Here is a 14250-nt window from a genome sequence, read left to right on the forward strand (position 1 = left end):
CTGTCTTTGAATAGGAGGAACAGACTTGATAAAACGCTATACATGCCAAAACGGTGTAAGAGTTGTGCTTGAAAATAATCCAACGGTGCGGTCTGTGGCAATCGGCGTCTGGATCGGGACGGGGTCACGTCATGAAACACCGGAGACAAACGGTATTTCGCACTTTCTTGAGCATATGTTTTTTAAAGGAACAAATACCAGGTCCGCACGGGAAATCGCAGAATCCTTCGATCGGATAGGCGGCCAAGTGAATGCCTTCACTTCAAAAGAATATACGTGCTATTACGCCAAAGTTCTGGATGAGCATGCAAACTACGCACTTGATGTGCTGGCTGATATGTTCTTTCATTCTGCTTTTGACGAAGATGAGCTCAAAAAAGAAAAGAACGTCGTATATGAAGAAATCAAAATGTATGAAGACGCGCCGGATGACATTGTCCACGATCTGCTGAGCAAAGCGACATACGGCAATCATTCGCTCGGCTACCCGATTCTCGGGACGGAGGAAACGCTTTCGTCATTTAACGGTGATTCTCTCAGACAGCATATGGATGACTTTTACACGCCGGACCGCGTCGTCATTTCTGTCGCCGGAAATGTAACAGAACAATTCATTAAAGACGTGGAGAAATGGTTCGGTACATACGAAGCGAAGGGCAAAGCAAGCGGCATCAGCGAGCCTGAGTTTCATTATGAAAAGCTGACCAGAAAAAAAGACACCGAACAGGCGCATCTCTGTCTCGGTTTCAAAGGCCTGAAAGTCGGAGACCCGGACATTTACGATTTGATCGTCTTAAACAACGTGCTGGGCGGAAGCATGAGCAGCCGTCTTTTCCAGGATGTGCGCGAAGATAAAGGACTGGCCTATTCTGTATACAGCTATCACAGTTCCTATGAAGACAGCGGTATGCTGACGATTTACGGAGGCACCGGCGCGAATCAGCTCGGACTTCTGTCTGAAACCATTCAGGAAACGTTATCGGTTCTAAAACGTGACGGTATCACCCCGAAAGAGCTGGAAAACAGCAAAGAGCAAATGAAGGGGAGCTTAATGCTCAGCTTAGAGAGCACAAACAGCAAAATGAGCCGGAACGGGAAAAACGAACTCCTGCTCGGAAAGCATAAGACCATGGATGAAATTATCACTGAATTAAATGCGGTCAGCCTGGAAAGCGTCAACGGCCTCAGCCGCCGCTTATTTACGGATGATTACGCACTATCGCTTATCAGCCCGACCGGCAATATGCCGGCTTCATCTTAAGCAGAAAAGCAGTCTGCCTCTATACGGGGCAGGCATTTTTTTTTGCTCCGGGTCATATAGTACAAGGGGGTGGCTATCATGAGGCTCAGTGAACTGTCAGGTAAAGAAATTGTGGACATTAAACGGGCAGAGCGGCTCGGTGTGCTCGGCCAGACCGATTTGGAAATTAATGAACAGGACGGACAAATTACCGCGCTGTTGATACCGACGGTAAAATGGTTCGGATTGCGAAAACAAGGCCATGACATCCGCGTCCCCTGGAACCATATCCAAAAAATCGGGTCAGACATGATCATTTTAGACGTTCCGGGGGAGATCACGCCTCCCGAAGAGTAGATCTTATTCAATTGTTGCAAGCACCGGCTCATACAGCCGGTGCTTTTTTTATGAAAAAGACGCTGTACATTCACCGCCCTTTCTCTTCGCACATACGATGAAGAGGAGGATGACACTTAAAAGATCCAGTAACTGTAAAGAAGGTGAACGTTTCAGATGTTAACCGGATTGACAATTGCGATCATTGGCGGTGACGCAAGACAGCTAGAGATTATAAGAAAGCTGACAGAACAGCATGCCGATATTTATCTTGCAGGGTTTGACCAATTGGATGACGGTTTTACAGGAACCGTCAAATGCAAAATCGATGAGATTCCCTTTCAAAAAATAGACAGTATCATCCTGCCCGTATCGGCAACGACCGGAGAAGGCGTTGTTTCCACGGTTTTTTCAAATGAAGAAGTGATATTAAAGCAGAGCTATCTTGAGCGGACACCGGAGCATTGCGTCATTTATTCAGGCATCTCCAACGCGTATCTTGAGGGGATCGCCAGCGAAGCGGGCCGCAAACTTGTGAAATTATTTGAACGGGACGATATCGCGATATTCAACTCGATTCCCACTGTTGAAGGAACAATCATGATGGCGATTCAGCATACGGATTATACCATTCACGGATCAAATGTCGCCGTTCTCGGCATGGGGCGCACCGGTATGACGATCGCCCGGACGTTTGCGGCGTTAGGGGCGAAGGTAAAAGTGGGCGCGCGGAGTTCGGCTCATTTGGCCCGTATAACGGAAATGGGGCTTTCTCCTTTTCAACTTGAAGAGCTTACTGAACATGTAAATGATATTGATATCTGCATTAACACCGTACCGAGCTTGATTCTGAATCAAAGCGTTTTATCGCGCATGACGCCGAAGACCTTGATTTTGGATTTAGCATCCCGCCCGGGCGGGACGGATTTCAAATATGCTGAAAAACAAGGCATTAAAGCGCTGCTTGCCCCGGGTCTTCCGGGAATTGTGGCCCCGAAAACAGCCGGACAGATTATTGCGAACGTATTGAGCAAGCTTTTGGCAGACTTAAAGAAAGAGGGGGAATAACCATGTCTCTGAAAGGGAAAAGAATCGGATTCGGATTAACCGGCTCGCACTGCACATATGAGGAAGTTTTTCCGCAAATAGAGGCGCTTATCAGTCAAGGAGCTGAAGTCCGGCCGGTCGTGACGTCAACCGTTCAATCGACCGATACCCGCTTTGGGGAGGGGGGAGATTGGGTCAGAAAAATTGAAGAAGCAACAGGCTTTGAGGCGATTGATTCCATCGTAAAAGCAGAGCCGCTCGGGCCGAAACTTCCGCTCGACTGCATGGTCATCGCCCCCTTAACCGGAAATTCAATGAGCAAACTCGCAAATGCGATGACTGACAGCCCCGTCCTTATGGCTGCGAAAGCGACGATCCGCAACGGCCGCCCGGTCGTGCTCGGAATTTCGACAAACGACGGACTCGGTTTAAACGGAACGAATTTAATGAGGCTGATGTCCGCAAAAAACATATATTTCATCCCGTTCGGCCAGGATGACCACGTGAAAAAACCGACATCTCTCGTCGCCAGAATGGATCTCCTTCCGATTACGGTAGAAAAAGCTCTTTTGCACCAGCAGGTTCAGCCGGTGCTCGTACACCATCATGAATGATGACAGAAAATCATTCCGGAATAAAAAAATTCGGTCAATCCGTGACTATTCTATGGTAAAATAAAACGTAAAATGCAAAGTCAATTCAATAAATGATGCTTAATTGGCGGAAGGAGTTTTACAGATGGGAAGAGGATTACACGTAGCAGTTGTCGGAGCGACGGGAGCCGTAGGACAGCAAATGCTGAAAACACTGGAAGACAGAAACTTTGAAATCGAAACACTCACACTACTATCCTCAAAGCGTTCTGCTGGTACGAAAGTAATGTTTAAAGGCGAAGAATATACAGTGCAGGAAGCTGTTCCTGAAAGCTTCGAAGGCGTTCATATCGCGTTATTCAGCGCCGGCGGAAGCGTATCACAAAGCTTGGCGCCTGAGGCTGTAAAACGGGGAGCCATCGTGATTGACAATACCAGCGCATTCCGTATGGACGAAAATACACCGCTCGTGGTGCCAGAGGTGAACGAAGGTGATCTGCACAAACATAACGGCATTATCGCCAACCCTAACTGTTCAACGATTCAGATGGTGGCTGCGCTTGAACCGATCCGCAAAGCGTACGGTTTGAAAAAAGTCATTGTATCTACTTACCAAGCTGTGTCCGGGGCCGGCAATGAAGCGGCGAAAGAATTGTACAGCCAGACAAAGGCGATTTTAAACAATGAACCCGCAGAACCGTCCATTATGCCGGTTAAAGGCGACAAAAAGCATTATCAAATCGCATTTAACGCCATTCCGCAAATTGATAAATTCCAAGACAACGGCTATACGTTTGAGGAAATGAAAATGATTAATGAAACGAAAAAAATCATGCATATGCCGAAGCTGGAAGTGGCTGCGACATGTGTCAGACTGCCGATTGAAACAGGGCACTCAGAATCTGTTTACATTGAGCTTGACCGTGATGACGCAACCGTTGAAGATATTAAACAGCTTTTAAAAGAAGCTCCGGGTGTTACGCTTCAGGATGATCCGGCGGAGCAGCTTTACCCGATGCCTGCTGATTGCGTCGGCAAACGCGATGTATTTGTAGGAAGAATCCGGAAAGATTTGGACAGAGCAAACGGTTTTCATTTGTGGGTTGTTTCTGATAACCTGTTAAAAGGCGCCGCTTGGAACTCAGTCCAAATCGCGGAAAGCCTGCAAAAACTGAACCTCGTATAAAACAAACGTATTTTCTATAGGCGAATAGAAGAGAGTAAGGCTCTGCCTGCTCTCTTCTGTTACGTCAGACTAATTTGGAGTGAAAATAGTGAAGATCATTGTTCAAAAATTCGGCGGAACATCCGTAAAAGATGACAAAGGCCGCAAGCTTGCGCTAGCACACATTAAAGATGCCATCAGTGAAGGTTATAAAGTTGTCGTTGTCGTATCGGCGATGGGAAGAAAAGGAGACCCGTACGCGACAGATTCTTTAATCGGGCTCCTTTACGGCAGCCAGTCCGACATTTCTCCGAGAGAGCAGGATATGCTTCTGTCTTGCGGAGAAACGATTTCGTCCGTTGTTTTTTCCAGCATGCTGAAGGAAAACGGCATAAAAGCCGCAGCTTTAACAGGAGCCCAAGCCGGCTTTTTAACCAATGCCCAGCATACTGACGCCAAAATTATAGAAATGAAAACAGAGCGGCTTTTCGCTGCACTCGCCAGCCATGACGCTGTCGTTGTCGCAGGATTTCAGGGAGCGACTGAAAAAGGCGACACGACGACGATCGGCAGAGGAGGAAGCGATACTTCAGCAGCGGCGCTCGGCGCGGCGGTAGATGCTGAGTTTATCGACATTTTTACGGACGTGGAAGGCGTTATGACAGCCGATCCGAGAATCGTGGAAAATGCTAAGCCGCTTCCGAACGTCACATATACGGAAATCTGCAACCTTGCCTATCAAGGCGCGAAAGTCATTCATCCGCGCGCGGTGGAAATCGCCATGCAGGCAAAGGTGCCGATCCGCGTGCGCTCCACTTATTCAAAAGACAAAGGCACTTTGGTGACGTCCCATCATTCGTCTAACATCGGCAGCGATGTATTCGAACGGCTGATTACGGGGATCGCCCATGTGAAAGATGTGACGCAATTTAAGGTTCCCGCCAAAATGGGGCAATACAACGTTCAGACTGAAGTCTTTAAAGCAATGGCAAATGCCGGAATCAGCGTAGATTTCTTTAACATTACGCCGAGTGAAATCGTATATACCGTAGCCGGCAGTAAAACGGAAGCCGCGCGCAGCATCTTGGCTGAATTAGGGTATGAGCCGACAGTGACGGAGAGCTGTGCGAAAGTGTCAGCGGTCGGCGCCGGGATAATGGGTGTTCCGGGTGTCACGTCAAAAATCGTCTCCGCACTTTCTGATAAAGGCATTCCGATTCTGCAATCTGCCGACAGCCATACGACGATCTGGGTGCTCGTTCATGAAAAAGATATGGTAACGGCCGTAAATGCGCTGCATGAAGTGTTTGAACTTTCAAAGTAAATGTGATTGAATCATGATGAGGTGAAAAAAATGAATGTCGGAAATATATCTACAGCGATGATTACCCCCTTTGACAGTAAAGGGAATGTAGACTTTCAAAAACTGTCTACATTAATCGACTATTTGTTGAAAAACGGCACGGATTCTTTAGTCGTCGCAGGCACGACCGGCGAATCTCCGACACTTTCAACGGAAGAAAAAATTGCACTCTTTGAATTTACAGTCAAAGAAGTGAACGGACGCGTGCCTGTTATTGCGGGTACGGGAAGCAACAATACGAAAGACTCCATTAAACTGACAAAAAAAGCTGAAGAAGCCGGCGTCGATTGCGTTATGCTTGTCACGCCGTATTATAATAAGCCTTCCCAAGAGGGCATGTACCGTCATTTTAAAGCCATTGCGGAAGAAACGTCTCTTCCTGTGATGCTTTACAACGTGCCGGGCAGAACGGTCGCTTCACTTGCGCCGGAAACGGCCATCAGACTTGCGGAGATTCCGAATATCTCTGCGATTAAAGAAGCGAGCGGCGATCTTGATGCCATTACGAAAATCATTGCCGAAACACCGGAAGATTTTTACGTCTATTCAGGTGATGACGGGTTAACGCTTCCTATTCTCGCAGTCGGCGGAAGAGGAGTCGTGTCAGTGGCCAGCCATATCGTAGGTTCTGACATGCAGCAGATGATTAAAAACTATACGAACGGGCAGACGGCAACCGCGGCGCTGATTCATCAGAAGCTTCTGCCGATCATGAAGGAGCTCTTTAAAGCGCCTAATCCGGCTCCGGTCAAAACGGCGCTACAGCTGAAAGGCCTTGATGTCGGATCTGTGCGTCTTCCTCTTATCCCGCTGAATGAAGATGAACGTCTGAGCCTGAGCAGCGTCATCAGCGAACTGTAAGAAAAAATTTATACAGTTAAAATACGCGGTCATTCTCATTTTTATCGTGAGTTTGACCGTTTTGTATACATATTGGTTTTCCCTAAACCTTCCGCTTCTTCTTGTTTTCTAAAATTGATATCAGTTATAATAGGAACAAGTGATGATGGACGGGTATGAGACTAGGAGGATACAGATTTTGAAAAAGAAAAATACAGAAAACGTCAGAATTATCGCCCTTGGCGGCGTCGGAGAAATTGGGAAGAACCTATATGTCATTGAAATTGACTCAGACATATTTGTAGTGGATGCAGGGCTGATGCACCCTGAAAATGAAATGCTCGGTATTGATGTCGTCATTCCGGATATTTCCTACTTAGTAGAACGGGCTGACCGCGTGAAGGCCATCTTTCTGACACACGGGCACGATGAAAACATCGGAGGCGTCTTTTATTTATTGAACAAGCTGTCGGTGCCGGTATACGGAACGAAGCTTACTCTTGCATTACTGAGAGAAAAACTCAAGCAGTACGGGCATAATCGAAAAGCTGATTTGCGTGAAGTTCACTCTAAATCAGTCATTACATTTGAATCAACGAAAGTATCGTTCTTTAAAACGATTCACAGTATTCCGGATTCAGTGGGAGTCAGCTTCAAAACATCACTTGGCTCTATTGTATGCACGGGAGACTTTAAATTTGACCAGACGCCTGCTTATCACCAATCATGTGATATTGGCGAAATTGCCAAAATCGGAAACAGCGGCGTGCTCGCCCTGCTTTCTGACAGCGCCAATGCGGAGCGCCCGGGGTATACTCCGTCAGAAGCATATGTAAGCGGTGAAATTTCCGATGCGATGAACAGTTCAGAAAACCGTGTCATCATTGCTGTATTCGCGTCTAATATCAACCGGATCCAGCAAGTGATACAGGCTGCCGTCCAGAACGGCCGCAAACTTGCAATCGCCGGAAAAAATCTGCAAAACGTGCTTCAGCTTGGGCGCAAGCTCGGCTATATTGAAGCCGAAGATGAAATGTTTATTCCTGTGCAGGATGTGAAAAAATATCCGAAGCGGGAAGTGGCAATTGTTACAGCCGGAAGCCATGGTGAGCCGCTGGCCGCTCTTACGCGGATGGCCAAGCAGGCGCACAAGCAGCTTAACATTGAAGAAGGAGACACCGTTGTCATTGCATCAACACCGATTCCGGGGCATGAATTGATATATTCCAAAACCGTCAACCTGCTTGCCCGCGCCGGCGCTCAAGTCATTTTCGCCCAAAAACGAGTGCATGTGTCCGGTCACGGTTCGCAGGAAGAATTGAAACTCATGCTTAATTTGCTGAAACCGAAATATTTAATTCCGGTTAACGGTGAATTCAGAATGCAAAAAGCGCATTCCAAAATCGCAGAAGAGATCGGCATGAAACGCAGCGACATTTTCTTGATTGAAAAAGGTGACGTCGTTGAATTCCGCGGTCAGAATGTGAAAATCGGGGATAAAGTCACGTACGGAAACGTTCTGATTGACGGCCTCGGAGTCGGCGACATCGGCAACATCGTACTGAGAGACCGCCGCTTATTATCACAAGACGGCATTCTCATCGTCGTGATCTCACTCGATAAGCAGAAAAAGAACCTCGTATCAGGTCCTGAGATCATTACGCGCGGTTTCGTGTATGTCAGAGAATCAGAAGGTTTAATTGTACAAGCTACTGAGCTCGTCCGCTCTATCGTGACTGAAGCGACGGAAACATCTGCCGTAGAATGGTCCACGCTGAAACAAGCAATGCGTGATGCGCTGAATCAATTCCTTTATGAAAAAACAAAACGCAAGCCGATGATCATTCCGATCATTATGGAAGTATAATGTATACAAAGCCGGAGCGCATGATGCTCCGGCTTTGTTTTTGTTCATGTCCCGGATGGAAATCATCATCTTTGTTCATAATACAAAGAGACATTCGGAAAGGGTGAAAGATAAAATGGATCATCGTATGGAAAACACCGAAGAACAGCAGCCCGAAAAATCAGATGCGAAAGACAGCATTATGAGCAAAATTCAGCAGCTGGGAGAGACATCTCTGCCGCAAATGTCCCAAGATACCAATATTCACTGCCTGACGATCATCGGCCAAATTGAGGGGCACGTCCAGCTCCCGCCGCAAAATAAAACAACCAAATATGAACACGTCATTCCGCAAATCGTCGCGATTGAGCAAAATCCGAAAATCGAAGGACTTCTGATCATCTTAAACACCGTCGGAGGCGATGTGGAAGCGGGGCTTGCGATTGCGGAAATGCTCGCATCCTTATCAAAACCGACCGTTTCAATCGTACTCGGCGGGGGCCACTCCATAGGTGTGCCGATCGCCGTGTCATGTGATCATAGTTTTATCGCGGAAACAGCGACAATGACCATTCACCCCGTTCGGCTTACAGGTCTGGTTATCGGCGTTCCGCAAACGTTTGAATACTTGGATAAAATGCAGGATCGGGTCGTCAACTTTGTGACCCATCATTCAAATATTTCCGAAGAAAAATTCAAAGAGCTGATGTTTTCAAAAGGAAACTTAACCAGGGACATCGGGACGAACGTAGTCGGGAAAGATGCGGCTGATTACGGATTAATTGATGCCGTGGGCGGCGTCGGACAGGCGATAAAAAAGCTGAATCAGCTGATTGAGGAACGAAAGGGCGAGGAAGGAAGGATGATTCAATGATCCTTTATACCGTCATGCCCCAAGAAGTCGTTTACGGTCAGGATCTAGAGCAAAGCGTGCATGAACAGGTCGATTACGCCGGCGTGCCGCTGCTAGTTGAGATGAAGGGAAATGAAGCTGAAGTCGTACAAATTTTAAGTACGAACCCGATGGATTTTCTGAATCCGGACATCGCTCCGGGACAAAAAATCAAGCTGAAAATCTAACCGGCATTCAGTCCGTTTCTCGGGGGCAAAATATGCTATAATAGGGGAATCCTACAGAAAAATGCAGCCGGCAAAAGGCTGCTTTTCTTCATGATGTATGATTTTACATTTTTTAACGCAGTAAGGTGATGAGTGTGGCAAAGAAAAAACGGAAATCTAAAAAGAAACAAGAGAGTAAGCTCAATCTAAAATACGAACTAAGCGGACTGCTCTGTGTTGCAATCTCAATTATTGCTGTTTTGCAGCTCGGCGTTGTGGGACAGACATTTGTGTACTTGTTCCGTTTTTTTGCCGGAGAGTGGTTTATTTTATGCTTAATTGCGCTCTTCCTTCTCGGAATTTCGCTGTTTTGGAAAAAGAAGAGTCCAAGCCTTTTAACGAGAAGAAAGGCAGGGTTGTACTGTATTATCGCCAGTATATTGCTGCTGTCTCACGTGCAGCTCTTTAAAAATCTGTCTCATCACGGGTCGATTCGGTCGGCAAGTGTCATCGGCAACACGTGGGAGCTGTTTATGATTGACATGAAACAGCAGGCTGCTTCCCCTGATTTGGGCGGCGGCATGATCGGCGCGGTACTGTTTGCAGCTTCCCACTTTCTATTTGCATCAACGGGTTCACAAATCATGGCGATCGTGCTGATCTTAATGGGGCTGATTCTGGTAACGGGCCGTTCACTGCAGGAAACGCTCAAAAAGTGGACGAGCCCCGTCGGCCGGTTTATCCGCGGTCAATGGCAGGCATTTCTTGAGGATATGAAGACGGTCAGAACGAATATGTCTTCGCCGAAAACAAAAACAAAATCGGGCAAAAAACAAAAACGGGTTCAAAAGAAAAAAGAAGAGCCTGAACCGGAGGAAGAGGATGAGGAAATCATTTCGCCGATCATCCATTCAGAGCCGATTATTTCAAGCTTTTCAGACCGTCAGGAAGAGCCCGCCGAACCGCTGATTCTGGAAAAAACGCAGGAGGCTGCACAAGCGGTAAAAGATGAGCCTTCCGGCGGCGCTCAAGACAGTGGCGAAACGGCTGCGGCTCCGCCGATGACGTTTACAGAGCTTGAAAATAAAGATTATCAAATGCCTTCATTGGACATACTGGCTGACCCGAAACATACAGGCCAGCAGACCGATAAGAAAAACATTTACGAGAATGCAAGAAAACTCGAACGGACTTTTCAAAGCTTCGGCGTAAAGGCGAAAGTGACGCAGGTTCATCTCGGTCCGGCGGTCACAAAATATGAGGTGTATCCGGACGTCGGGGTCAAAGTCAGTAAAATCGTGAATCTGAGCGATGACCTCGCGCTCGCGCTTGCCGCGAAGGATATCCGGATCGAAGCGCCGATTCCGGGCAAATCGGCAATCGGCATCGAGGTGCCCAATGCTGAAGTTGCGATGGTTTCGTTAAAAGAAGTGCTTGAATCCAAGCTCAATGACAAGCCGGACGCGAAGCTTCTGATCGGCTTGGGGCGAAATATTTCCGGGGAAGCCGTGCTTGCCGAACTGAACAAAATGCCCCACCTGCTCGTAGCGGGGGCAACGGGAAGCGGAAAAAGCGTCTGTGTCAACGGTATTATTACGAGCATTCTGATGAGGGCCAAACCGCATGAAGTGAAGATGATGATGATTGACCCGAAAATGGTTGAACTGAATGTGTATAACGGCATTCCTCATCTGCTTGCGCCGGTCGTGACAGATCCGAAAAAGGCCTCGCAGGCTTTGAAAAAGGTCGTCAATGAGATGGAGCGCCGCTATGAGCTGTTCTCCCATACGGGTACGAGAAATATAGAAGGCTATAACGACCATATTAAGCGGTCAAATGCCGAAGAAGAAGTCAAGCAGCCTGAGCTGCCATACATCGTCGTCATCGTTGACGAGCTTGCCGATCTGATGATGGTCGCTTCTTCCGACGTGGAAGATTCAATTACGAGACTTTCACAGATGGCGCGGGCAGCGGGAATTCATTTGATTATCGCGACACAGCGGCCTTCAGTCGACGTTATTACCGGTGTTATTAAAGCCAACATTCCGTCAAGAATTGCCTTCAGTGTCTCATCTCAGACCGATTCACGGACGATTTTAGACATGGGCGGCGCTGAAAAGCTTCTGGGGCGCGGAGACATGCTGTTTCTGCCTGTAGGCGCAAATAAGCCGGTGCGTGTGCAAGGGGCATTCTTATCCGATGAAGAGGTTGAGCATGTCGTAGATCATGTCATTACGCAGCAAAAAGCGCAGTATCAAGAAGAGATGATTCCGGAAGAAGTTTCGGAAACACACAGTGAAGTAACGGATGATCTCTATGACGAAGCGGTCGATTTGATTATCGGCATGCAGACGGCATCAGTCTCCATGCTTCAAAGGCGGTTCAGAATCGGATATACGAGAGCTGCCCGTCTGATTGACGCAATGGAGGAACGGGGCGTCGTCGGGCCGTATGAAGGAAGCAAACCGAGGGAAGTACTATTATCTAAGGAACAATATGATGAGCTCTCTTCTTAAAAAGGAGAGAGTTTTCACTGAAAATGTTATCACCAAAATCATTCCTATTTATTTTTTTATCAAAACATGATATAGTTGTCCCAATTGTTCAATAATTTATGAAAGTGGTTTACGGAGGGGAAACATGTCTACAAAAGCTGACAATCGTCACTTGTATCTAAAAGTGATTGAGCGAATCAAAGAGGATATACAAAACGGAATTTACACCGAAAAGGAAAAGCTTCCTTCTGAATTTGAGCTTTCAAAATCAATGGGTGTCAGCCGGGCAACTCTGCGTGAAGCTTTGCGTATCCTTGAAGAGGAGCATGTGATTATCAGAAGGCACGGTGTGGGCACTTTCGTCCATACAAAACCGCTGTTTCTTTCAGGTATTGAACAGCTCAACAGCGTGACGAAAACGATTCAGCAGGCGAACATGGTGCCGGGTACGATTTTTTTGTCGTCTCAGGTCATCACGCCGTCTGATGAAGATATCGCTAGATTCCGGCTTGAGCCTGAGCAGGAGCTTTTTTATTTGGAACGCGTGAGAACGGCAAGCGGCACTCCGGTCGTTTACTGTTTAGATACGATTCCGATGCACATTCTGCCGAATTCTTTCTGTCATGAACAGGAGTCTATTTTTGATCTTTTGGAAAAAAACTCCGGGTCTGTGATCAGCTATGCCGTTGCTGATATCGAACCGATCGGATATCACGATACGATTTCACCGGTTTTGGAATGCGAGCCGGAGACGGCGCTTTTATTGCTGAAGCAAACCCACTATAATCAGAATGATGAACCTGTGCTGTATTCATTAAATTATTTCCGGGCTGATAAGTTCAGTTTTCATGTTGTAAGAAAACGTTTTTAAGACAGACGCATCATGTGTCTGTTTTTTATTTGCCGTTTCAGTACATACTTTGTTTTCTGCAAGGCACAATAAAACAGGAAACAACCAAGTATAGTGAATGGGTGAATAAGTTGAGTAAGAAGAAAAATGGAACGAAAAATATCATTGCTCTGGCTTCTGTACCGCTCGTGATGACACTCGGGAATTCCATGCTGATTCCTGTGCTTCCGATGATTGAAAAGAAGCTGTCCATATCGTCTTTTCAAGTATCGTTAATTATAACGGTCTATTCGATTGTGGCGATTATTTGTATTCCGATTGCCGGATATCTGTCCGATAAATTCGGAAGAAAAAAGGTTCTTCTGCCTTGTCTTCTCATAGCCGGTGCGGGCGGAGCGCTTGCCGCGATAGCTTCCACCGCGTTCAAGCATCCTTATCCCATTATCTTGGCGGGGCGGGTGCTGCAGGGAATCGGTTCGGCAGGGGCGGCTCCTGTAGTGATGCCGTTTATCGGTGATTTATTCAAAGGGGATGATGAGCGGATTACCGCGGGGCTCGGCGACATTGAGACGTCAAACACAGCCGGGAAAGTAATAAGCCCGATTCTCGGGTCGCTCTTGGCTGCATGGTTTTGGTTTATGCCGTTTTGGTTCATTCCGTTTTTTTCGCTCATCAGTTTTTTTCTCGTATTGTTTTTGGTGGCAAAGCCGGAGGAACAAAAAGAAGCGCCTTCTATTTCCGAATTTGTGAAAAATGTCGGCCGCATATTTAAGCGTGACGGACGCTGGCTCTTTACGGTTTTTATCATCGGCTGCGTGATTATGTTTTTGCTGTTCGGGGTTCTTTTTTATTTATCAGACTCACTGGAGAAGAAATACGGAATTGACGGTGTGGCTAAAGGAGCGCTTTTGGCAATCCCGCTTTTATTTCTATCCGTCAGTTCATATATATCAGGCCGAAAAATCGGAAAAGACCAAGGCAAAATGAAGTTTTGCATCGTTTTCGGAATGAGTGCCGTGACACTGTCGTTTATCGGCCTATGGTGGAATCACAGTTTTTATTTATTATTTATCTTTTTGTGTGTCAGCGGTATCGGTATCGGAATGGCATTGCCGGCTTTAGACGCTGTCATCACAGAAGGCGTAGACAACGAGGAATCGGGAACCATCACCTCATTTTATAACAGCATGCGGTTTATCGGAGTAGCGGCGGGACCGCCGATCTTTGCTGCCTTGATGTCAAATGCAGGCTGGCTGATTTTTATTTTATCCGCTTTTTGCGGCATTGTATCTGTATTTTTAGCGCTGTTAAATATCTCATCACAAGCAAAAGAAAAGAAGGAATCATTAAAGACGGTGTAATCTGCACTGTCTTTTTTTTATTTTATTTTGAAGATTGACATGATACCGTCAAGTC

13 protein-coding genes are annotated in these 14250 nt (G+C 46.8%); all 13 read left to right on the plus strand.

Annotated features, from left to right (window positions below):
* Window positions 1-25 precede the first annotated feature (25 nt).
* The 13 genes from RUW00_RS02410 (at window position 26) to bcbE (ending at window position 14195) form a co-directional block, all read left to right on the plus strand.
* A complete protein-coding gene (locus RUW00_RS02410; RefSeq protein ID WP_021493675.1) occupies window positions 26-1261 on the plus strand; it encodes a M16 family metallopeptidase in 1236 nt (411 codons plus the stop codon).
* Window positions 1262-1339: 78 nt separating this feature from the next.
* Complete coding sequence (locus tag RUW00_RS02415) at window positions 1340-1597, plus strand: YlmC/YmxH family sporulation protein (protein WP_003154176.1); 258 nt, start codon at window positions 1340-1342, stop codon at window positions 1595-1597.
* 156 nt (window positions 1598-1753) lie between these two features.
* Window positions 1754-2644, plus strand: a complete 891-nt coding sequence (dpaA, locus tag RUW00_RS02420) for a dipicolinic acid synthetase subunit A (protein ID WP_021493674.1) — start codon at window positions 1754-1756, stop codon at window positions 2642-2644.
* Window positions 2645-2646: 2 nt separating this feature from the next.
* Entirely contained in the window at window positions 2647-3237 is a 591-nt protein-coding gene (dpaB, locus tag RUW00_RS02425) for a dipicolinate synthase subunit B (RefSeq protein ID WP_007409809.1), read from the plus strand.
* Between the two features lie 124 nt (window positions 3238-3361).
* On the plus strand, window positions 3362-4402 hold the full coding sequence (gene asd, locus RUW00_RS02430; protein WP_014417793.1) for an aspartate-semialdehyde dehydrogenase: 1041 nt from the start codon (window positions 3362-3364) through the stop codon (window positions 4400-4402).
* Between the two features lie 88 nt (window positions 4403-4490).
* On the plus strand, window positions 4491-5705 hold the full coding sequence (gene dapG, locus RUW00_RS02435; protein WP_003154168.1) for an aspartate kinase: 1215 nt from the start codon (window positions 4491-4493) through the stop codon (window positions 5703-5705).
* Window positions 5706-5735: 30 nt separating this feature from the next.
* Window positions 5736-6605, plus strand: coding sequence for a 4-hydroxy-tetrahydrodipicolinate synthase (dapA, locus tag RUW00_RS02440; RefSeq protein ID WP_003154166.1), 870 nt, complete (start codon window positions 5736-5738; stop codon window positions 6603-6605).
* A gap of 178 nt (window positions 6606-6783) precedes the next feature.
* Complete coding sequence (gene rnjB / locus RUW00_RS02445; protein ID WP_021493672.1) at window positions 6784-8451, plus strand: ribonuclease J2; 1668 nt, start codon at window positions 6784-6786, stop codon at window positions 8449-8451.
* Window positions 8452-8566: 115 nt separating this feature from the next.
* Window positions 8567-9304, plus strand: coding sequence for a ClpP family protease (locus tag RUW00_RS02450; RefSeq protein WP_095272137.1), 738 nt, complete (start codon window positions 8567-8569; stop codon window positions 9302-9304).
* A complete protein-coding gene (locus RUW00_RS02455) occupies window positions 9301-9510 on the plus strand; it encodes a YlzJ-like family protein (protein ID WP_061862200.1) in 210 nt (69 codons plus the stop codon). Before RUW00_RS02450 ends, RUW00_RS02455 begins: the two co-directional genes overlap by 4 nt.
* Window positions 9511-9644: 134 nt before the next feature.
* Window positions 9645-12005, plus strand: coding sequence for an FtsK/SpoIIIE family DNA translocase (locus RUW00_RS02460; RefSeq protein ID WP_141235115.1), 2361 nt, complete (start codon window positions 9645-9647; stop codon window positions 12003-12005).
* A gap of 124 nt (window positions 12006-12129) precedes the next feature.
* The gene (locus RUW00_RS02465; RefSeq protein WP_007409813.1) at window positions 12130-12855 is read left to right on the plus strand and encodes a GntR family transcriptional regulator; all 726 of its coding nucleotides are present in this window, start codon (window positions 12130-12132) and stop codon (window positions 12853-12855) included.
* Window positions 12856-12965: 110 nt separating this feature from the next.
* On the plus strand, window positions 12966-14195 hold the full coding sequence (gene bcbE / locus RUW00_RS02470) for a bacillibactin exporter BcbE (RefSeq protein ID WP_017417794.1): 1230 nt from the start codon (window positions 12966-12968) through the stop codon (window positions 14193-14195).
* Window positions 14196-14250: the final 55 nt, after the last annotated feature.

This window comes from Bacillus sp. IS1 (assembly GCF_032461585.1).
GTDB classification, from domain to species: Bacteria; Bacillota; Bacilli; order Bacillales; family Bacillaceae; genus Bacillus; species Bacillus velezensis.